We start from the raw sequence: 20,250 nt of genomic DNA on the forward strand, positions 1-20,250 counted from the left end.
GTGCGGGGCCGCGCCGTCCTCCTGCCCGGGCGGGCCTACGCCGTCTCGGCGCCGCTGCTGGCCCGTGCGGGCGAGGTGCTCGCGGCCGACGGGTGGGACGTCCGGCCGGTGCACTGGGACGCCCCGGCGCCGCTGCCCGGATCGGTGGCCCCGGCGGTCGCGGAGGGCTTCGTCGTCCGGCACCTGCGGGAGGCCACCGCCGACCTGCCGCCGGGGAGGTCGGGCGAGGTGCTGGTCGTCGCGAAGTCGCTCGGCACCCGCGCCGCGTCGTACGCCGCCTCCCGCTCGTGGTCTGCTGCGTGGATGACTCCGCTGCTCACCGACCCGTCCTGCCGCGCCGGGATCGCGGCCAACCGGGCGCCGCAGCTGCTGGTGGGCGGGGCGGCCGACCCGTACTGGGACCGGGCCGTCGCGGCGGGGCTGGGGCGTGCGGCCACGGTGGAGGTGCTCGAGGTCGCCGGCGCCGACCACGGCCTCGTCCTGGGCGACGCCGGCGCCACCGCGGCCGCGCTGGACCGGGCCGGCCGGACGCTGGCTGCGTTCGCCCGGCGGCTGCAGGGGGCGTCGTGAAGATCGTGGGGGGCTGGTCCGAGGACCCGCTCTGGGCGCACGTCTACGACTGGATGGTCGAGCACCCGGTCGCCGGGGGAGCGGCGTTCCGGGCCGGTCTGGGGTCGCCGCTGCGGCTGCTCCACGAGGCGACGTACGAGCTCGGGATCCTGCCCGCGGGCACGCGCGTGCTGGACGTGCCCTGCGGCGGGGGCGTGGGGTTGCGGGGCGTCCGGCCCGGCCAGGGCCTGGACTACCTCGCGGTCGACGTCAGCGAGGCGATGCTGCGGCGCACCCGGGAGGCCGCGCACGCGCGCGGGGTGGGCGACCAGGTGACGACGGTGCGCGCCGACGTGGGCGCGCTGCCGTACCCCGACGGCCACGTCGACCGGGTGCTGACCCTGACCGGGCTGCACTGCTTCCCCGACCCGGCCGCCGCGGTGGCCGAGATGGCCCGCGTGCTGCGCCCGGGCGGCGTCCTCACCGGCAGCACGGTGCTGGAGGAGGCCGGCCCGCGCTGGTGGCCGATGCGCGTCGGTGGGCGCCTCGGCGGGATCCTGGGCCCCGGCGTGACCGCGGCCCAGGTCCGTGACCTGCTCGCCGCCCACGGGATGGTCGACGTCGACCTCCAGGTCACCGGGGCGCTGGGCTACGTCCGCGCCCGCCGAGATGACGCTCCCGGACAGCCGAGATGACGCTCGCGGCGCGTCGAGATGACGATTCCGGCGCGCCGCGCAGACCCCGAGGGGTCAGTGACCGCCCTCGTCGACCTGGCGCTGGAACGACGCCTTGACCTCGGCCTCGGCCTCGGTGCGCCCGACCCAGTCGGCGCCCTCGACGGACTTGCCCGGCTCCAGGTCCTTGTAGACCTCGAAGAAGTGCTGGATCTCGAGCCGGTCGAACTTCGGCACGTGGTTGATGTCGCGGATGTGCTCGGCGCGCGGGTCGGTGGACGGCACGCACAGCACCTTGTCGTCGCCGCCGGCCTCGTCGGTCATCCGGAACATCCCGATCGCGCGGCACTTGATCAGGCAGCCCGGGAAGGTCGGCGCCTGCAGCAGCACCATGGCGTCGAGGGGGTCGCCGTCCTGGCCGAGGGTGCCCTCGATGAACCCGTAGTCGGTGGGGTACTGCGTCGAGGTGAACAGCATCCGGTCCAGGCGCATGCGCCCGGACTCGTGGTCGACCTCGTACTTGTTGCGCTCGCCCTTGGGGATCTCAATGAGCACGTCGAACTCGAGCACCTGTCCACCTCTCTCGCCTGCCGCGACCGCCGCGGCCGTGGCGCGCTCATCCTGCCAGGCCGGGGCCGCGCCCGGGGCGCCCGCCCGGAACCCGCCGTCGGCACGCCATGATGGAACGGTGAGCGAGAAGACCGGGCGGCGTCGGGGCCGGGGCGCCCTGGCGGTCCTGGTCGTCGTCGTGCTCGCGGTGGTCCTCGCGGTGACGACCGACCTCGCGCTGCATCGCCCGCCGCGCCCGCCCGTCGGTCCCGCCGGGATCGCCCCGCCCCCCGGGCTCGACCTGCCGCAGGCCCGGCCCGCGCCCGCGGTGGTCGAGGCCGCGCCCACCGCACCGGTCGCCCCGGAGGCCGTACGCCGGGCGCTGGCCGGCCCGCTCGCCGACCCCGACCTCGGACGGCACGTGGTCGCGTCGGTCGCCGGGCTCGACGGGGGGCCCCGCTGGGAGCTCGGCGGGACGGGTCCGGGCCGGGTCGCCGTCCCGGCGTCGACGACCAAGGTGGTCACCGCGGCCGCGGCCTTGCTCGCCCTCGACCCCGAGGACACCTTCACCACCCGGGTCGTGGCCGACGGTCCCGGTCGTGTGGTGCTGGTCGGCGGCGGCGACCCGTTCCTGGCGGCCGCCCCGCCCGCCGACGGCGAGGAGGCGTACCCGCCCGTGGCGGACGTCGTCGACCTCGCGCGTCAGAGCGCCCGGGCCCTGCGTGCCGACGGTGTGCGGTCCGTGCGCGTCGGGTACGACGACACCCTGTTCAGCGGCCCCGCGGTCAGCCCGCGGTGGCCCGCGACCTACCTGCCCGACGTCGTGACGCCGATCCACGCGCTGTGGGTGGACCAGGGTGTCGACGGCGACGGTCTCCGGGTGGCGGACCCGCCGCGGTCGGCCGCGGACGCGTACGCCGCCGCCCTGCGCGCCGAGGGGATCCGCGTGCGCGGCGGCCCGACGCCGGTGACGGCGCCCGCGGCGTCCCCTGACCTCGCCTCCGTGGAGTCCGCCCCGCTGGCCGCGGTCGTCGAGCAGGTGCTGCGGGTCAGCGACAACGAGGGCGCCGAGGTGCTGCTGCGCCACGTCGGCCTGGCGACCGGACGACCCGGCTCCTTCGACGGTGGTCGCGCCGGAGTCCAGGAGGAGCTGGCCGCGGCCGGCGTCGACCTGGCCGCGCCGTCCGTGCTCTGGGACGGCAGCGGGCTGTCGCGCGAGAACCGGCTGGACCCCGGCCTCCTGGTCGACGTCCTGCAGCTGACCGCCTCCGAGGACCGGCCCGAGCTGCGGGCGGTCGTCACGGGCCTGCCCGTCGCGGGCTTCGACGGGTCGCTCGCCGACCGCTTCGACACCGGCGACCCGCGTGCTCCCGGCCGGGTCCGGGCCAAGACCGGCACCCTGTCCAACGTCTTCGGCCTCGCCGGGCTGGCCGTCGGCGCGGACGGCCGTCCGGTCGCGTTCGCCCTGCTCGCCGACCGGATCCGCCTCCCGCGCACCTCGCTGGCCCTGCAGGCGATGGACCAGGCCGCCGCGGCCCTGGCCGGCTGCCGCTGCACGCGCTGAGCGGTCGTACGACCCCCGGAGGTGTCCGGAACCGTCACCTCGACGCGCCGCGCGCGTCATCTCGGCTGTCCGGGAGCGTCATCTCGGCGGAGGGGGCCGGGCTAGATTGCAGGACATGAGCTCCCCTGCCACGACCGGCCCGCCCTCGACCGGTCCGTCGATGATCGACTGGGACCTCGCCGTCTCGCTGGCGTCCCGGCTCGCGGGGGAGGGGCCGCGGGTGCCGCGGGACCGGGCCGTCGCGGCGGTCGCCGAGCTGCGCGCCGACGCGGACCGCTCGACCGGGCTGGTGCGCGACTTCACCGGCCTGGAGGCCGCCGACCACGGCGCGCCCGTGCTCGTCGTCGACCGCCCGGGCTGGATCCAGGCGAACGCCGACGGGTTCCGCCGGATCATCGACCCCCTCGCGGACCGGATCACGAGCGCCAAGCCGCCGAGCGGCCTCACCCGCGCGGTCGGCTCCCGGATCACCGGGGCCGAGGTCGGCGGGCTGCTCGGCTTCCTGGCCGGCAAGGTGCTGGGCCAGTTCGACCCCTTCGCCGACCCCGCCGGGCGGCTGCTCCTGGTGGCGCCCAACGTGGTCGCCGTCGAGGACGAGCTCGGCGTCGACCCGACGGACTTCCGGCTCTGGGTCTGCCTGCACGAGGAGACCCACCGCGTGCAGTTCACCGCCGTGCCGTGGATGCGGGAGCACCTGTTCTCCGAGATCGAGAACCTCTCGGCCACGGTCCGCCCCGACGCCGCGATCGACGAGACCCTGAAGCGCCTCACCGAGACCGTCCGCACCGTGCGCCGCGACGGCGTCGGCCAGGGCGGGCTGCTCGACCTGCTGGGCAGCCCCGAGCAGAAGGCCGTCCTCGACCGGGTCACCGGGATGATGTCGCTGCTCGAGGGGCACGCCGACGTCGTGATGGACGGCGTCGGGCCGCAGGTCATCCCGTCGGTGCGTCGCATCCGCGCCTCCTTCGACCGCCGCCGCCAGGGCGTCGGGACGCTCGACCGGGTGCTGCGCCGGCTGCTCGGGCTCGACGCCAAGATGGCGCAGTACCGCGACGGCGCCGCCTTCGTGCGCGGGGTCGTCGACACCGTCGGCATGGAGCGGTTCAACGCCGTCTGGGAGCGCCCCGAGCACCTGCCCACCAAGGCCGAGCTGCTGGACCACGGGGCGTGGATCCGCCGGGTCCTCTGAGCCGGGCCCGCCCCCGATGAGCCACGACCAGGCCGTCGTCGCGGTCCGCCGCGGCGTCCGCGACGCCCTGGCCGGCCTCGACCCCCGCGCCACCGGCCCGGTGGTCGTCGCCTGCTCCGGCGGCGCGGACTCGCTGGCGCTGCTGGCAGCGACCGTCGCCGAGGTCGCCCGGGCCGGCCGCGCCGGCGCCCCGACGCCCCGGGTCGTCGGCGCCACCGTCGACCACGGGCTCCAGGACGGCTCCGCCGAGCACGCCGCGCGCGTCGTCGAGCAGATGGCGACGACCGGCGCCGACGAGACGCTCACCGCGCGGGTCGCGGTGACCACCGCCGGCCGCGGGCCCGAGGCCGCGGCCCGGGAGGCGCGGTACGCCGTGCTGGAGCAGGTCGCGACCAGCCTGGACGCCGCGGCGGTCCTGCTCGGCCACACCCTCGACGACCAGGCGGAGACCGTGCTGCTCGGGCTGGCCCGCGGCTCCGGGGGTCGCTCCGTGGCCGGGATGCGGCCCGGGTTCGGTCCGTTCCTGCGCCCCCTGCTCGACGTGCGCCGCGCCGAGACCCTCGCCTACTGCGCCGCCGAGGGCCTCACCGTGTGGGACGACCCGCACAACGAGGACCCCCGCTTCACCCGGGTCCGGGTCCGCCGGCGGGTGCTGCCGGTGCTGGAGGAGGAGCTCGGCCCCGGCGTCGCCGAGACCCTGGCCCGCACCGCCGGACAGCTGCGGGCCGACACCGAGGCGCTCGACGGCTGGGCCGAGGACGCCCTGGCGACCGCCTCGACCGGGGACGGGGCGCTCGACCTGGCCCCGCTCACCGCCCTGCCCGCGGCGGTGCGCACCCGCGTCCTGCGCGCGGCGGCCCTGCGGGCGGGCTCACCGGGCGCCGAGCTCTTCCACGTCCACGTCGCCGCGCTGGACCGGCTCGTCGCCGGCCGGCTGCGCGGCCAGGTGCAGCTGCCGGGCCACCTCACCGGCTCCCTGGTGGCCGGCACGCTCCGCTTCACCGCCACCGTGGTCCCGGGCTAGCCCGGGACCACTCGCCGGGGCGTACCGGGCCCCGACCCCTCAAGCGCGCCGGTCGGACGGCCGAGACACCCCCTGCGGGAGAAGCCCGGCCCCACCCCCCCCGGAGGGTCCGGGCCTCCCGCTCCGCCGACCTCCGTGCGTACCCCCCGAGGACCCCTCATGACCCGTCGCCGCCCCCCGCTCGCCCTCCTCGCCGCCGGTGCCCTGACGGCGGCCCTCGTCCCCGGGCTGGGGTTCGTGGCAGGCGTGGCCGCGGGTCCCGTCGCGGGGGCCACCCCGGCCACCGGCGCCGCGGGCCTGCTCGGCGTCACCGCGGAGCCCCCGGCCGGTCGCGCCTGGATCCAGGGCCTCGTGGTCGACCGGGCCGGCCACCGCTTGGACGACGTGGTGGTGCAGGCCTTCGACGCCGCGGAGGTCGAGACCGACCCGGACGCCGACCCGGTGGCGACCTGGATCACTTACGCCGACCCCGCCGACGGACCCGCCCACGGCTTCTTCCGGCTCTACGTCCCGCAGGGTCAGGGCGCGGTCTACGACGTCCGGTTCTCCAGCCCCGAGGGCGACGCCGACCCGTACCGCGCCCGCGGGCTCGACGGTGCCGTCCTGATCGGTGGTGGGAAGAGGGCCGCGGGCAAGGTCGAGGATCTCGGGACGACCGTGATGACGCTCCAGCGCCGCGCGGAGACCAGGATCTCGCTCCGGCCGTCGCGTGACGTGACCCGGCAGCACCGGTCCGGGCGCCTCGCGGTCACGCTCACCAGCCCCGACGTCGACCCGGTGACCGGCACGGTCGCCGTGAGCGTCGACGGCCGGGCCCGGGGCCGGCAGGTGCTCACCCGCAGGTCGGACGGGCGCGCCGCCTTCGCGCTGCCCGTGCTGAGGCCCGGCCGGCACACCCTCGCGGTCCGCTACGCCGGGTCCCGGCTCGTCGCGGCCGCCTCGGCCCGCGTCGTGGTGAAGGTCGACCGGGCCCCGCGCACGGGCAAGGGCGGCGGCGGCCGCTGACCGCGGCCTGTGGGAGGCTTCGCGCCATGGACGCGTCACACGTGGAGCAGGACCTGGTCAACGTCCTGTTCACCGAGGCCCAGATCCGGGAGCGGCTGGCCGAGATGGCCGCCCAGATCGAGGAGGACTACGAGGGCCACGACCTGGTCATCGTGGGCATCCTGCGGGGCGCGGTGATGGTGATGGCGGACCTCGCGCGGGCCTTCGGCCGGCACGTCGAGATGGACTGGATGGCGGTGTCCTCCTACGGCTCCGGCACGAAGTCCAGCGGCGTGGTGCGCATCCTGAAGGACCTCGACAGCGACATCTCCGGCCGGCACGTGCTGGTCGTCGACGAGATCATCGACACCGGGCTGACCCTGTCCTGGCTGACCGCGAACCTCTCCTCGCGCAACCCCGCCAGCGTCGAGATCGCCACGCTGCTGCGCAAGCCCGAGGCCCTCCAGATGCCGGTCGACGTCAAGTACGTCGGCTGGGACATCCCCAACGAGTTCGTCGTCGGGTACGGCCTGGACTACCGCGAGCGCTACCGCAACCTGCGCGACATCGCCACGCTCGCGCCGCACGTCTACTCCTGAGCCCGCCGGACACCCACCACGGTGCCGCCCGGCGGCGTTGCCGTCCACGTGTACCGTCGTAAGTCAGTCCACCGTGCGCCGGCCCGGACCGGCCTCACCCGCCGGAGCAGGGAGCGGCGCCCATCCCTGAGGTCGAGAGAAGTCCGTGAAGAAAGCGCTCAAGGGTCCCTGGGTCTGGATCGTGGTCGCCGTCGTGGCGGTCCTGGTCGCCCTGAACTTCCTCGTCCCCGACGGCGGGTACGACGAGGTGCCGACCTCGCAGCTGGAGTCCTACATCGCCGAGGGCCAGGTCGACGAGATCACCTTCATCGACGGTGAGCAGGCGATCCAGGCCACGCTCGACGACGGCGTGCGCGACGAGGGCGAGCAGGTCCAGTCCTACTACGTGCTCGGCCAGGTCGAGGACATCGTCAACGCGGTCGACGAGCAGGTCGCCGCGGGCACGATCAGCGAGTCGAACTCCGAGAACCCCCAGCCGAGCTTCCTCGGCCAGCTCCTCGGCGCGTTCCTGCCGATCCTGCTGATCGTGGGCATCTTCCTGTTCCTGATGACCCGGATGCAGGGCGGTGGCCGCGGGGTCATGCAGTTCGCCAAGTCCAAGGCGAAGCTGATCTCCAAGGACATGCCGAAGTCGACCTTCGCCGACGTCGCCGGCTGCGAGGAGGCGATCGAGGAGCTCGGCGAGATCAAGGAGTTCCTCTCCGAGCCGGCCAAGTTCCAAGCCGTCGGCGCCAAGATCCCCAAGGGCGTCCTGCTGTACGGCCCCCCGGGCACCGGCAAGACCCTGCTGGCGCGCGCCGTGGCCGGCGAGGCCGGCGTGCCGTTCTACTCGATCTCCGGCTCCGACTTCGTCGAGATGTTCGTCGGCGTGGGTGCCTCCCGCGTGCGCGACCTGTTCGAGCAGGCCAAGGAGAACGCCCCCGCGATCGTGTTCATCGACGAGATCGACGCCGTCGGTCGCCACCGCGGCGCCGGCATGGGCGGCGGGCACGACGAGCGCGAGCAGACCCTCAACCAGCTGCTGGTCGAGATGGACGGCTTCGACGTCAAGGGCGGCGTGATCCTGATCGCCGCGACCAACCGCCCCGACGTGCTCGACCCCGCCCTGCTGCGCCCGGGCCGCTTCGACCGCCAGATCCAGGTCGACGCCCCGGACCTCAAGGGCCGCCACCAGGTCCTCGAGGTCCACTCCCGCGGCAAGCCGATGGCCGCCGACGTCGACCTCGTCTCGGTCGCACGACGCACCCCCGGCTTCACCGGCGCCGACCTCGCCAACGTCCTCAACGAGGCCGCCCTGCTCACCGCGCGCAACGACGGCAAGCTGATCGACGCCGAGGCCCTCGACGAGGCCATCGACCGCGTGATCGCCGGCCCGCAGCGCCGCACCCGGCTGATGAACGAGCACGAGAAGCTGATCACGGCCTACCACGAGGGTGGCCACGCCCTGGTCGCCGCGGCGCTGCCCGGCACCGACCCGGTGCACAAGATCACGATCCTGCCGCGCGGTCGCGCCCTGGGCTACACGATGGTGCTGCCCGACGAGGACCGCTACTCCCAGACCCGCAGCCAGATGCTCGACCAGCTGGCCTACATGCTGGGCGGCCGCGCCGCGGAGGAGATGGTCTTCCACGACCCCACCACCGGTGCCGGCAACGACATCGAGAAGGCCACCAACCTGGCCCGGGCGATGGTCACCCAGTACGGCATGACCGAGCGGCTCGGTGCGATCAAGCTCGGCGACGCCACCTCCGAGCCGTTCCTCGGCCGCGACATGGGCCACCAGCGCAACTACTCCGAGGACGTCGCCGCCGCCGTCGACGAGGAGACCAAGAAGCTCCTCGCCGTGGCGCACCAGGAGGCCTTCGACATCCTCGAGGAGAACCGCGACGTCCTCGACGCCCTGGTGCTCGCGCTGCTCGACCGCGAGACCCTGGACAAGAAGGAGATCGCCGAGGTCTTCGAGGCCCTGCGCCGCCGGCCCGACCGTCCCGCGTGGACCGGGTCGCCCTCGCGCAACCCCTCGGTGATCCCGCCGGTCGAGGTGCCGCAGGAGATCAAGGACCGCGCGCTGGCCCACGCCCAGGCGAACGGGCACTTCCCGGCCGCCGACCCCGGCGCCGTGCTGACGCCGCCGGGCGCCGACGGCGACGTCCACGACCCGACCCTGCCCCCGGACGGCGGCGGGTCCGGGCCGGTCCCGCCCGCGCCGGGTGCGGGCCCCTCCGGGACCCTCTGAGTCCCCGGTGACCGACATCATCTCGGCGGCCTCCCTGCCGACGGGGGAGCCGCCGGCCTTCGACCACGCCCGCGCCGAGGCGGCCGTGCGGGAGCTGCTCCACGCCATCGGGGAGGACCCGGAGCGCGAGGGGCTGCGCGAGACGCCGGCCCGCGTCGCCCGGGCGTACGAGGAGCTCACCGCCGGCCTGCGCCAGCAGCCGGAGGACGTGCTGACGACCGTCTTCGACCTCGGCCACGACGAGATGGTGCTGGTGCGCGACATCGAGCTGTGGTCGATGTGCGAGCACCACCTGGTGCCGTTCACCGGGGTCGCCCACGTCGGCTACATCCCGGCCTCGAACGGCAAGATCACCGGGCTGTCCAAGCTGGCCCGCCTGGTCGACGTCTACGCCAAGCGGCCCCAGGTCCAGGAGCGGCTCACCACCCAGGTCGCCGACGCCCTGGTCGACATCCTGGACGCGCGCGGCGTGATCGTGGTGATCGAGGCCGAGCACCTGTGCATGACGATGCGCGGGGTCCGCAAGGCCGGCGCCCGCACGATCACCTCCGCGGTGCGCGGCGTGATGCGCAACGCCGCCACCCGCTCCGAGGCGATGAGCCTCATCCACCGGGGCGGCTGGGCCCGCTGAGACCCCGCCGCCGGCGGTAGCGTCGCGCCATGCCCGCCCCCGTCCGTCCCCTGGTGATGGGGGTCCTCAACGTCACCCCGGACTCGTTCTCGGACGGGGGCCGGTACGCCGCGACCGACGCCGCCGTCGCCCACGGCCTGCGGCTCGTCGCCGACGGGGCCGACCTCGTCGACATCGGCGGGGAGTCGACCCGCCCCGGTGCCACCCGGCCGCTGGTCTCCGAGGAGCTCGACCGGGTGGTGCCGGTGATCCGCGAGCTGGTCGACGCCGGCGCGGTGGTCTCGGTCGACACCATGCGCTCGGAGGTCGCCGCCGCCGCGGTCGCCGCCGGGGCGCGCGTCGTCAACGACGTCTCGGGCGGGCTCGCCGACCCCCGGGTCCTCGACGTGGTCGCGGACTCGGCGGCGACCTACGTCGCCATGCACTGGCGGGCGCACGCGGACCGGATGGTCGACCTCGCGACCTACGACGAGCCGGGCGGCGTCGTGGCCGCGGTCCGCCGTGAGCTGGGCCAGCGGGTCGAGGCCGTGCTGGCGGCCGGGGTGCCGGCCGACCGGCTCGTGCTCGACCCCGGCCTGGGCTTCGCCAAGCGCGGCGCGCACAACTGGGAGCTGCTGCGGCACCTCGCGGACGTGGCCGTCCTGGGCCTGCCGCTGCTGGTGGGGGCCAGCCGCAAGTCCTTCCTGGGCGACCTGCTGGCCGACGACGGCACCTCCCGCCCGGTGGCCGACCGGGAGGTCGCCGGGCACGCCCTGAGCGTGCTGGTGGCCGGCCAGGGGGCGTGGGGCGTGCGGGTGCACGACGTACGCGGGACCCGCGACGCCCTGGCCGTGTGGGAGCGTCTGGGCATGCCCCGCACCACCGTCCCCGTCCCGCCCGGACCGCCCGTCGCCGGCCCGGACCGCCCGTGAGCGCCCCCGACGAGCTGGCCGTCACCGGTCTGGAGTGCTGGGCCCACCACGGCGTCTTCGATCACGAGCGCCGCGACGGCCAGCGCTTCGTCGTCGACCTCGTGCTGGGGCTCGACACCCGGGAGGCGGCGGCCTCCGACGACTTGCACCGCACCGTCGACTACGGGACCCTCGGGGCCGCGGTGCACGCTGCCGTCCAGAACGATCCGGTCGACCTGATCGAGACCTTGGCCCAGCGGATCGCCGACGTCTGCCTCGCAGACGGTGGTGTTCAATGGGCGCGGGTCACCGTCCACAAGCCGGATGCCCCCCTGCAGGTGACGTTCTCCGACGTCGCCCTGACCATCACCCGGAGACGCGAGGGCCAGTGACCGAGACCCCGAACCCCTACATCGTCGATGCCGACACCCTGACCGGCGAGATGCGGCCGATCCGCCGCGTCGTGCTGGCCCTGGGCTCCAACCTGGGCGACCGCATGTCCTGCCTGCAGGGCGCCGTCTCGGCGATCGCCGACACCCCCGACGTCTGGGTCACCGGCGTCTCCCCGGTCTACGAGACCGAGCCGGTCGGCGCCCCGGACGGCTCCGAGCCGTTCCTCAACGCGGTCGTCCTGGTCGACACCACGCTGGCCGCGCACCGGCTCATGGAGCGCGCCCTGGCCATCGAGGACGTCTACGACCGCGAGCGCACCGACGTCGTCAACGCCCCCCGCACCCTCGACGTCGACCTGATCGTGGTCGGCGACCGCCGCAGCCACGACGAGTCGCTGCGGCTGCCCCACCCGCGCGCCCACGAGCGCGCGTTCGTCCTCCAGCCGTGGGCCGACCTCGAGCCGGACGCGGTGCTGCCCGACCACGGCCCCGTCGTCGAGCTGCTGGCCGCCCTCGACGGGTCGGGGCTGACCCGGCGCGACGACCTCGAGCTCGACCTCGGGTGAGCCAGGGCCCGCGGGGTCCCGGCGGCGGTGACCGGGACCGCGGGCCGCTCGCCGGCGGTCCCGACGACGGCGCCGGCGACGGACCCGACGGCGGGTCCGGCGACCGGATGGTGCCGACCTCGCCGACGGTGCTGCTCGGCGTCGCCCTCGCCGGGGTGGTCCTGGGCCGCCTGGTCCGCCCCGCGATCGAGTGGGCCGGAGGCCTGGCCCCGGTCGTGGGCTGGTCGCAGGCCTCGGTCCTGGTCGTGGTGGCGGCTGTGCTGCTCGCCACCGCCCGGGCCACGCGCGCGGCCCTGCCCGCCCACCGGGTGGCCGAGCAGCCGCAGCTGGCCGTGAACCGGCTGCTGCTGGCCCGGGCCAGCGCCGTCGTCGGCGCCCTGGTCGGGGGCGGCTACGTCGGGTACGCCGTCGCGTGGCTGGGGGACCCCTCCCAGCTGGCCGACCAGCGCGTGCTGCGCTCGCTGCTCACGGCGGCGGCCGCCGCCGCGGTGGTGGTGAGCGCGGTGCTCCTCGAGCGCGCGTGTCGCGTCCCCCCGGCGCCTCCGGCGCCCTAGCCTGCGGGCATGACCTCCCCGTCCCAGCCCTCCCGGCGTCGCCAGCGCTCCGCCCGGGTGCTCGTCGCCTGCGTCCTGCTCGCCCTCGCCGTCGTGGCGGTGGTCGGCGCCGCCGTGGTCGGTGGGTCGGGTCCGCTGCTCGGTGCCGCGGTCCTCGCGGTGCTGCTGGGCGCCACGGCCACCCGCATCACGCACTCCGAGCTGGCCGACTCCCGCCGGGACGCCGCCCAGGACCGTGCGGAGCAGGCCCAGGCCTACCGTGACCTGACCGCGGACCGGGTGGCCGAGCAGCAGCACTACGTGCGTCGCACGACCGCCACGCTCGAGGGGCACCGCAGCACGATCTCGGGCCTGGTCGAGGAGCTGGCCGGGGCGCGTACCGAGGTCGCCGAGGCCCGGCTCGCCGTCGAGCGGGAGCACGACCGCGCCGACCGGGCCGAGGCCGAGGGCCGGCTGCTGACCGGTCTGCTCGACCAGGCCGAGGAGCGGGCCGCCGAGGCGATCGTCCGCCTCGCCGAGCTCGAGGACGAGCACCTCGTCCTGCTCGCCGAGCTGGACGCCGAGCGGGCCGCGTGGGCGGTGTCCCCGGCGATGCGCAAGCGCGCCTGAGAGCGTCCCCGGACCCTCCGGCGGGACGGCCCGCGGACGGTTGCGGCATGATCGATGACCGTGATCCCCGAGGACTCCCGATTCGAGACCGACCCCGAGCAGCTCCTTCCCGAGCTGCCCGGGCTGCCCGGCGGCTGGACCGTCGACGTCCCGGACCCCGGTGACCGAGAGGACGTCGCCCGGCTGACCGTGCTGCTGCGCGCCCACGAGAAGGAGGGCCGCGGCTGGGCCGGGGCCGCCGAGGAGGACGTGCTGGTCGAGGTCTCCGAGCGGGGCCTGCGCACCCGGTCCAACGTGGTGGTGCGCGACGCGGACCGGGTGCCTCGTGCCTGGGGCAGCGTGCACGACCGGGCGGGGGGCCGGATGCTCCTGCTGCACGTGGTCGAGCGCGGCCTGCCCGACAGCGTCGCCCGGGCCTGCTCCGACGTGCTGGTGGAGTGGGCGGTGGGCCAGGCCCGCGAGGTCGGCGCCGCCCGCGGCCTGGAGGTCCAGCAGATCGACACCGGCGCCTTCGAGGGTGACGAGCGCCAGGCCCGGTGGTTGCGCGAGGCCGGCTTCGAGAAGGTGCGGACCTGGTGGCAGATGAACCGTCCGGTGCAGCCCGAGGAGTCCACCCTGGTCCCCGACCCGGCCGGCTGGGAGCGGGCGGAGAAGGGCGTGCGGTTCCGCCTGGTGCGCCGCGCGGGCAGTGGGATGCCGAACGAGGACGACCTCCGCGACGTCCACGACGTGCTCGAGGAGGCCTTCCTGGACCACTTCAACTCCTGGGAGGAGACCTTCGAGGAGTTCCTGTACCGCCTGCGCGAGGACCCCGGCCACCGCTGGGACCACTGGTGGCTGGCCGAGACCGTCGACGGCTCCGAGCCGCGGGCCGTCGGCGCCCTGGTCGGCACCGTCTCGGAGAGCAGCAACGGCCCGGACGGGTCGTACGTGTCCTACATCGGCGTCCGGGAGGCCGCCCGCGGCCGCGGCGTGGCCAAGGGCCTGCTGCACACGATCATCGCGGACGCCGCGGCCCGGGACCGGGACCGCGTCGGGCTCGAGGTCGACGCGGACTCCTCCACCGGCGCCGACGGCCTGTACGGCTCGCTGGGCTGGCGCACCAAGTACGTCACCGAGTCCTGGCACCGCGACGTGCCGGTCGACTGACCCGCGTCCCCCCGCCCCGCCCGTCGGGGCCGCCCGGGACGTCATACCTCCCGCGCCTCGGCCACCGACCGGGGCGGATGACGTCCCGCGGTCAGGCCAGCGAGGACCGCAGCGCCCGGTGGACGCCGTCGGGGGTCAGCACGCCGACGATCCGCGCGCCCTCGCGGACCGCGACCATCGGCTTGTCGCGGCGCAGCATCTCGGCCAGCGCCTCCTCCAGGCTGACGCCGAGGGCGACGGACCCGCCGAGCTGGCCGCCGGTGACGCCGTCGACCGGGTCGAGGTGCTCGCGGGCCAGCGGCGTGACCGTCAGCCGTCGCAGGCCCTTGGTCGAGCCGACGAAGTCGGACACGAAGTCGTCGGCCGGACGACCGAGCACCTCGGCCGGGGTGCCGTACTGCGCGAGCCGGCCCCCCTCGGCGAAGACCGCGACCCGGTCGCCCATCCGGACGGCCTCGTCGATGTCGTGCGTGACGAGCACGACCGTCTTGCCCAGGTCGCGCTGCAGGCGCAGGAACTCGTCCTGCAGCCGGACCCGGACCACCGGGTCGACGGCGCCGAAGGGCTCGTCCATCAGCAGCACCGGCGGGTCGGCGGCCAGCGCGCGGGCCACGCCGACCCGCTGCCGCTGGCCGCCCGAGAGCTGGTGGGGGTAGCGCGGGCCGTAGGTGGCGGAGTCCAGGCCGACGGTGTCGAGCAGCTCGGCGGCGCGGGCGCGCGCGGTGGCCTTCGACTCGCCGTACAGCAGCGGCACGGTCATCACGTTGGTGATCACCTTCTGGTGCGGGAACAGCCCCACCTGCTGGATGACGTAGCCGATGCCGCGGCGCAGCGCGACGGGGTCCTGGTCGGTGACGTCCTGGCCGTCGATCTCGATCCGGCCGGTGGACGGCTCGATCAGGCGGTTGATCATCTTCAGCGTCGTCGACTTGCCGCAGCCCGAGGGACCGACCAGGCAGACCAGCTCCCCGCGGCGCACCTCGAGGTCGAGCTCGTGCACCGCGGCCGTGCCGTCCGGGTACGTCTTGCCGACCCCCGACAACCGGATCATGGTCTCGCCGGGCCCGTCGGAGTCAGCACGGGACGCCGCGCCGGTAGTGTCCATGCGGTGACCCTACTGGTGGCAGCAGCCGCGGTCCCGTCGGTCGACGCCGCCTCCCAACCGAGCTGCTACAGCCGCCTGGTCAACGAGTGGTTCTGCCTCGACTACGTCCAGGACCGGCAGTCGCAGATCCTCGACGCCCTGCTCCAGCACGTCGCGATCACGCTCGCCGCCGTGGTGCTCGGCGTGGTCGTCGCGCTGCCGCTGGCCCTGCTCGCGCGCCGGTTCCCGCGGCTGGAGACCGGCGTGCTCGGCGTCAGCACCGGTCTCTACACCGTGCCCTCGCTCGCCCTCTTCCCGCTGCTGGTGCCGTTCACCGGCCTCAGCCCGGTCACCGTGGTGATCGGGCTCGCGCTGTACGCCCTGACCGTGCTGGTCCGCGCCATGCTCGAGGGGCTGCGGGCCGTGCCGGAGGACGTGCTGGAGTCCGGGCGGGGCCTGGGGTACGGGCCGACGCGGCTGCTGCTCAAGGTCGAGCTGCCCCTCGCGCTGCCGGTGGTGATGGCCGGGCTGCGGGTCGCCACCGTCTCCACGGTCGCGCTGACCACGGTCGGCTCGCTGGTCGCCTACGGCGGGCTCGGCAACCTGATCAGCGAGGGGGTCTCCACCGACTTCCGCGCCCAGCTCCTGACCGCCGCGGTGCTCTGCGTGGTCCTCGCCGTGGTGCTCGACGTCGTCATCGTGGTGCTGCAACGGCTGCTGACGCCCTGGACCCGGGGGGTGCGCGCATGACCGTCCTGGTCGACATGTGGGCCTACCTCACCGACGGCGGGAACTGGTCCGGCAGCGGCGGCATGCTGCAGCTGCTGGGCCAGCAGCTCCTGCTCACCGTCACCGCGCTGCTGGTGGCGGTCGCGGTCGGGCTGCCGGTCGCGCTGTGGCTGGGCCACCTCGGCCGCGGCGGCTTCCTGGCCATCAACATCTCCAACGTCGGCCGCGCCGTGCCGACGTTCGCGCTGCTGGCGCTCCTGGTCACCGCGGACTTCCCCGGCACCGACACGCTCGGCCCGTACGGCCGCGCCGGCCTGGCGACGCTGATCGCGCTGACCCTCTTCGCGCTGCCCCCGATCATCACCAACGCCTACGTCGCCGTGCGCGAGGTGCCGGCCGACGTCGTGCAGGCCGCGACCGGGATGGGGATGTCGGGGCGGCAGCGCTTCGTGCGCGTGGAGCTGCCGCTGGCCCTGCCGCTGGTGGTCTCGGGCGTGCGCCTGGCGCTGGTCCAGGTGTGGGCCACCGCCACCATCGCCGCGCTCGTCGCCGGGCCCGGCCTGGGCCGGGTGATCACCGACGGGTTCTTCCGCACCGACTACGGCAAGGGCCTGGCCGGCGCGGTGGTCGTCGCGGCCGTCGCGCTGGTCCTCGAGGGGCTCGCGGCGCTGGTGCAGCGCGCCGTACGTCCGGTCCCGACCGGCCCGCCCGCCGGCGACGCCGGCCCCGATGGTCACGGTCACGCATCATCGGCTGCGGGGGTGGAGGCGTCGTCGGCGTGAGCGCCTAGGCTCACGCAGGACAGCGCCACCGGCCCCTCCACCCCGCGTCGCGGGCGGGCCGCGGGCCCCCGGACACGCGCGGTGCACGCCGCGGGACACACAAGGACCTCTCTCATGCAGCTCCGCCTCACCCTGGCCGCGCTGGCCTCCGCCGGCGCCGTCCTCCTCGCCGGCTGCGCCGGCGACGACCTCGCCTCCGACACCCCGGCCGGCGGTTCCTCCGAGGGCTCCGGCGACAAGGGCTCGGTGGCCATCGCCGGCCAGAGCTTCCCCGAGGCCGCCCTGGTCGCCGCGATGTACGACCAGCTCCTGACCGAGGCCGGCTACTCGACCGAGGTCACGCTGGTCGACGCCCGCGACGCCTACATGGCCGACTTCCCCGGCAACATCGACGTGGTGCCGGAGTACGTCGGCGGCATCGTGAACTTCCTCAACGCCCGTGAGAACGGCGCGAGGGCCGAGCCGTTCACCGCCGGCGACGGGGCCGAGCTGGTCGAGCAGGGCGGTGACCTGCTGACCGAGGCCGGGATCACGCTGCTCGAGCCGTCCGCGGCCGCCGACGCCAACGCGTTCTTCGTGACCCAGGAGTTCGCCGAGGAGAACGACCTCAGCACGCTCTCCGACCTCGAGGGCGAGTCGGTCGCGCTGGCCGCGGCCCCCGACTGCGAGGGCCGGCTGGACTGCGAGGGCGGGCTCTCGGACGAGTACGGCATCGACGTCACCGAGGTCCTCCCGCTGGGCTACGCCAGCAACCAGACCTACCAGGCCGTCCTCGACGGCGAGGTCGAGCTCGGCGAGACCAGCACCACCGACGGCACGCTCGAGAGCCAGGGCCTGGTCGTCCTCGAGGACGACCAGCAGATCCAGCCCGCGCAGAACCTCGTGCCGGCCGTCAGCACCGAGTTCCTCGAGGCCAACCCCGACGTGGCGGAGGTCCTGAACCCGCTCATGGAGGCGCTCACGACCGAGAACCTCACCGAGCTGAACGGCCGCGTCGCGGTCGACCGCGAGCAGCCCGAGGACGTCGCGACCGACTTCCTCACCGAGGAGGGCCTGCTCTGAGCCGGTGACCCGGCGGCCCGTCCGGCCCCGGCCGAGGTGTCGGCCACGTCACACCGCCGGGCTGGTGTCGGGGCGCGCGGGGCGGCGTACGGTCGGACCGACACCACGAGCACGACGTCTGGTACCCGGACCGGCCCCGACCAGGGGTGGGCGGCGGGACTGGAACCGAAAGGCTGGACCATGTCGCACCTCCCCGGCGGGGGCCTGCGGGTGGGCGTGGTCGGCGCTGGTCGCGTCGGCGCCGTCCTCGCAGCCCGTCTGCACACCAGCGGTCACCGCGTCGTCGCGGTCGCCGGTGAGTCCGACGCGTCGCGCGCCCGGATCACCGACCTGCTGCCCGGTCTCGAGCCGCAGCGCCCCAGCGCGGCCGCCCGTGCCTGCGACCTGCTGCTGCTGACCGTGCCCGACGACATGCTGCCGAACGTGGTGCGCGTGCTGGCCGACAGCGGGGCGCTGCACCCGGGCCAGCTGGTCGCCCACACCTCGGGCCGGCACGGCCTGGCCGTCCTGGAGCCGGCCCGCGCCGTCGGCGCCCGACCGCTCGCGCTGCACCCCGCGCTGACCTTCACCGGGACCCGGCTCGACCTCGACCGGCTCACCGGCTGCGTGGTCGGCCTGACCAGCGGACCGGCCGAGCGCGAGGTCGCCGAGGCCCTGGTCGCAGACCTCGGCGCCCGGCCGACGTGGGTGCCCGAGGAGATGCGCACGCTCTACCACGCGGGACTGGCGCACGGCGCGAACCACCTCGTCACGCTGGTGACCGAGGCGATGGAGATGCTGGCCGCCGCCGGGGTCGACGACCCCGCCGGCACCCTGCGCCCGCTGCTCGGCGCCGCCCTCGACAACGCCCTCGCCGACGGCGACGCGGCCCTCACCGGGCCGATCGTCCGCGGGGACGTCGGCACGGTCACCGCCCACCTCGCCGACCTGGGCGCCTCGGCGCCCCAGGCGCTCGGGTCGTACGTCGCGCTCGCCCGCGCCACCGTCGCCCGCGCGGTCACCGACGGCCGCCTGGTCCCGCTGCGGGCGCACGCCCTGGGGCAGGTCCTCGACGCGGCCGTCGCCGCCGACCGCTCCGGGGTGGCCGACCCGGCCGCCGGGGACGCGCGGTGACGCGACCGCAGGTCCTCACCACCCGCGCCGCCCTGCAGGAGGCCCTGGCCCCGGCCCGCCGGTCGGGGGCGAAGGTCGCGCTGGTGCCGACCATGGGCGCCCTGCACGCCGGGCACGCCAGCCTGCTGCGCGAGGCGCGGGCGAGGGCGGGTGCGGGCCCGGTGGTGGTGTCGGTGTTCGTCAACCCCCTGCAGTTCGCGCCCGGCGAGGACCTCGACCGCTACCCCCGGACCCTGGAGGCCGACCTCGAGGTCTGCGCCGCCGAGGGCGCCGACCTGGTCTTCGCGCCGTCGGTGGCCGAGGTCTACCCGGGCGGGCCCGACCCCGACCCGGTCACCGGGATGACCACGGTCGTGCCGGGCCCGCTGGCCGAGCGGCTGGAGGGCCGGACCCGCCCCACCCACTTCCGCGGCGTGCTGACCGTGGTGGCCAAGCTGCTCGGCCTGGTCCGGCCCGACGTGGCCGTCTTCGGCGAGAAGGACTACCAGCAGCTGGTGCTGGTGCGACGGATGGTCCTGGACCTCTGCCTGGGCGTCGACGTGGTCGGCGCCCCGACGGTCCGCGAGCCGGACGGGCTGGCGCTGTCGAGCCGCAACCGGTTCCTCGACGCCGAGCAGCGCGAGGCCGCCACCGCGCTGCCGCGCACCCTGCACGCCGCGGTGGGCGAGGCGCCGTACGGCCTCCGCGCCGCGCTGGACGCGGCCCGCGCCGAGCTGCGCGCCTCGCCGGGCGTGGACCTGGACTACCTCGAGATCGCCGGACCCGACCTCGAGCCGCTGCCCGAGGACCCCGCCGCCGGCACGCCCTGCCGGGTGCTGATCGCCGCGCGGGTCGGCAGCACCCGACTGATCGACAACCTGCCCGCCGTCCTGGGCACCCCGAGCGAACGGAGCGGCTGATGCTGCGCACCATGATGACGAGCAAGATCCACCGCGCGACCGTGACCCAGGCGGACCTGCACTACGTCGGCTCGGTGACCGTCGACGAGGACCTGCTGGACGCCGCCGACCTGCTCCCCGGCGAGCTGGTGCACATCGTCGACATCACCAACGGGGCCCGGCTCGAGACCTACACGATCGCCGGCGAGCGCGGCAGCGGCGTGCTCGGCATCAACGGGGCGGCGGCCCGGCTGGTGCACCCCGGTGACCTGGTCATCCTGATCGCCTACGGCCAGATGACGACCCAGGAGGCGCGCGAGCTCCGCCCGCACGTGGTCTTCGTCGACGAGGACAACCGGCTGGTCGCCACCGGCGCCGACCCCGCCGATGCGCCGGTCGGCAGCGGGCTGGTGCGCGGCGACCTCGTCGCGGCCCGGCAGTAG

The 20,250-nt window shown here is 75.4% G+C and carries 23 protein-coding genes; 21 read left to right on the plus strand and 2 right to left on the minus strand.

Features of this window, described 5'->3' with window-relative positions:
• The gene (locus ENKNEFLB_RS02820) at positions 1–570 is read left to right on the plus strand and encodes a hypothetical protein (RefSeq protein ID WP_214057808.1); all 570 of its coding nucleotides are present in this window, start codon (positions 1–3) and stop codon (positions 568–570) included.
• On the plus strand, positions 567–1,244 hold the full coding sequence (locus ENKNEFLB_RS02825) for a class I SAM-dependent methyltransferase (RefSeq protein ID WP_214057809.1): 678 nt from the start codon (positions 567–569) through the stop codon (positions 1,242–1,244). The genes ENKNEFLB_RS02820 and ENKNEFLB_RS02825 overlap by 4 nt, the downstream gene beginning before the upstream one ends.
• A 54-nt stretch (positions 1,245–1,298) precedes the next feature.
• On the opposite strand, the gene ENKNEFLB_RS02830 is transcribed toward ENKNEFLB_RS02825, so the two are convergent.
• On the minus strand, positions 1,299–1,793 hold the full coding sequence (locus tag ENKNEFLB_RS02830; RefSeq protein ID WP_214057810.1) for an inorganic diphosphatase: 495 nt from the start codon (positions 1,791–1,793) through the stop codon (positions 1,299–1,301).
• Between the two features lie 118 nt (positions 1,794–1,911).
• Between ENKNEFLB_RS02830 and dacB the strand changes: the two genes are divergently transcribed.
• The 13 genes from dacB to ENKNEFLB_RS02895 all read left to right on the plus strand — a co-directional run bounded on the left by dacB (position 1,912) and on the right by ENKNEFLB_RS02895 (position 14,159).
• Positions 1,912–3,336, plus strand: a complete 1,425-nt coding sequence (dacB, locus tag ENKNEFLB_RS02835) for a D-alanyl-D-alanine carboxypeptidase/D-alanyl-D-alanine endopeptidase (protein WP_214057811.1) — start codon at positions 1,912–1,914, stop codon at positions 3,334–3,336.
• A 115-nt stretch (positions 3,337–3,451) separates the two neighbouring features.
• A complete protein-coding gene (locus ENKNEFLB_RS02840) occupies positions 3,452–4,525 on the plus strand; it encodes a zinc-dependent metalloprotease (RefSeq protein ID WP_246535810.1) in 1,074 nt (357 codons plus the stop codon).
• A 16-nt stretch (positions 4,526–4,541) separates the two neighbouring features.
• Complete coding sequence (gene tilS, locus ENKNEFLB_RS02845) at positions 4,542–5,549, plus strand: tRNA lysidine(34) synthetase TilS (protein WP_214057812.1); 1,008 nt, start codon at positions 4,542–4,544, stop codon at positions 5,547–5,549.
• Between the two features lie 159 nt (positions 5,550–5,708).
• On the plus strand, positions 5,709–6,554 hold the full coding sequence (locus tag ENKNEFLB_RS02850; RefSeq protein WP_214057813.1) for an Ig-like domain-containing protein: 846 nt from the start codon (positions 5,709–5,711) through the stop codon (positions 6,552–6,554).
• Between the two features lie 26 nt (positions 6,555–6,580).
• Positions 6,581–7,132: a hypoxanthine phosphoribosyltransferase gene (hpt, locus tag ENKNEFLB_RS02855; RefSeq protein WP_214057814.1), complete on the plus strand. Its 552-nt coding sequence runs from the start codon at positions 6,581–6,583 to the stop codon at positions 7,130–7,132.
• A gap of 145 nt (positions 7,133–7,277) precedes the next feature.
• Positions 7,278–9,368: an ATP-dependent zinc metalloprotease FtsH gene (ftsH, locus tag ENKNEFLB_RS02860; protein WP_214057815.1), complete on the plus strand. Its 2,091-nt coding sequence runs from the start codon at positions 7,278–7,280 to the stop codon at positions 9,366–9,368.
• Positions 9,369–9,384: 16 nt separating this feature from the next.
• Positions 9,385–9,999, plus strand: a complete 615-nt coding sequence (gene folE / locus ENKNEFLB_RS02865; RefSeq protein ID WP_214059291.1) for a GTP cyclohydrolase I FolE — start codon at positions 9,385–9,387, stop codon at positions 9,997–9,999.
• A 29-nt stretch (positions 10,000–10,028) separates the two neighbouring features.
• On the plus strand, positions 10,029–10,910 hold the full coding sequence (gene folP / locus ENKNEFLB_RS02870; protein WP_214057816.1) for a dihydropteroate synthase: 882 nt from the start codon (positions 10,029–10,031) through the stop codon (positions 10,908–10,910).
• Positions 10,907–11,281 (plus strand): dihydroneopterin aldolase, encoded by a 375-nt coding sequence (gene folB, locus ENKNEFLB_RS02875; RefSeq protein ID WP_214057817.1) that lies wholly within the window; start codon positions 10,907–10,909, stop codon positions 11,279–11,281. The genes folP and folB overlap by 4 nt, the downstream gene beginning before the upstream one ends.
• The gene (gene folK, locus ENKNEFLB_RS02880; protein WP_214057818.1) at positions 11,278–11,847 is read left to right on the plus strand and encodes a 2-amino-4-hydroxy-6-hydroxymethyldihydropteridine diphosphokinase; all 570 of its coding nucleotides are present in this window, start codon (positions 11,278–11,280) and stop codon (positions 11,845–11,847) included. The genes folB and folK overlap by 4 nt, the downstream gene beginning before the upstream one ends.
• Positions 11,844–12,401, plus strand: a complete 558-nt coding sequence (locus tag ENKNEFLB_RS02885) for a DUF3180 family protein (protein ID WP_246535811.1) — start codon at positions 11,844–11,846, stop codon at positions 12,399–12,401. Before folK ends, ENKNEFLB_RS02885 begins: the two co-directional genes overlap by 4 nt.
• A 9-nt stretch (positions 12,402–12,410) precedes the next feature.
• Positions 12,411–13,010 (plus strand): hypothetical protein, encoded by a 600-nt coding sequence (locus tag ENKNEFLB_RS02890; RefSeq protein WP_214057819.1) that lies wholly within the window; start codon positions 12,411–12,413, stop codon positions 13,008–13,010.
• Positions 13,011–13,064: 54 nt separating this feature from the next.
• Complete coding sequence (locus ENKNEFLB_RS02895; RefSeq protein ID WP_214057820.1) at positions 13,065–14,159, plus strand: GNAT family N-acetyltransferase; 1,095 nt, start codon at positions 13,065–13,067, stop codon at positions 14,157–14,159.
• 91 nt (positions 14,160–14,250) lie between these two features.
• Here ENKNEFLB_RS02895 and ENKNEFLB_RS02900 read toward each other — a convergent pair whose 3' ends face one another.
• Positions 14,251–15,264 (minus strand): ABC transporter ATP-binding protein, encoded by a 1,014-nt coding sequence (locus tag ENKNEFLB_RS02900; protein WP_420830522.1) that lies wholly within the window; start codon positions 15,262–15,264, stop codon positions 14,251–14,253.
• A gap of 3 nt (positions 15,265–15,267) precedes the next feature.
• Here ENKNEFLB_RS02900 and ENKNEFLB_RS02905 point away from each other — a divergent pair, with 3 nt between their 5' ends.
• The 6 genes from ENKNEFLB_RS02905 (at position 15,268) to panD (ending at position 20,250) form a co-directional block, all read left to right on the plus strand.
• On the plus strand, positions 15,268–15,993 hold the full coding sequence (locus ENKNEFLB_RS02905; RefSeq protein ID WP_214057821.1) for an ABC transporter permease: 726 nt from the start codon (positions 15,268–15,270) through the stop codon (positions 15,991–15,993).
• Positions 15,990–16,754, plus strand: coding sequence for an ABC transporter permease (locus ENKNEFLB_RS02910; RefSeq protein WP_214057822.1), 765 nt, complete (start codon positions 15,990–15,992; stop codon positions 16,752–16,754). The genes ENKNEFLB_RS02905 and ENKNEFLB_RS02910 overlap by 4 nt, the downstream gene beginning before the upstream one ends.
• Before the next feature lie 114 nt (positions 16,755–16,868).
• Complete coding sequence (locus tag ENKNEFLB_RS02915; RefSeq protein WP_214057823.1) at positions 16,869–17,816, plus strand: ABC transporter substrate-binding protein; 948 nt, start codon at positions 16,869–16,871, stop codon at positions 17,814–17,816.
• Between the two features lie 180 nt (positions 17,817–17,996).
• Positions 17,997–18,929, plus strand: a complete 933-nt coding sequence (locus ENKNEFLB_RS02920; RefSeq protein ID WP_214057824.1) for a Rossmann-like and DUF2520 domain-containing protein — start codon at positions 17,997–17,999, stop codon at positions 18,927–18,929.
• Entirely contained in the window at positions 18,926–19,828 is a 903-nt protein-coding gene (gene panC, locus ENKNEFLB_RS02925; protein WP_214057825.1) for a pantoate--beta-alanine ligase, read from the plus strand. The genes ENKNEFLB_RS02920 and panC overlap by 4 nt, the downstream gene beginning before the upstream one ends.
• Complete coding sequence (gene panD, locus ENKNEFLB_RS02930; RefSeq protein ID WP_214057826.1) at positions 19,828–20,250, plus strand: aspartate 1-decarboxylase; 423 nt, start codon at positions 19,828–19,830, stop codon at positions 20,248–20,250. The genes panC and panD overlap by 1 nt, the downstream gene beginning before the upstream one ends.

The organism is Nocardioides aquaticus (genome assembly GCF_018459925.1).
In the GTDB taxonomy this organism is placed as follows: domain Bacteria; phylum Actinomycetota; class Actinomycetes; order Propionibacteriales; family Nocardioidaceae; genus Nocardioides; species Nocardioides aquaticus.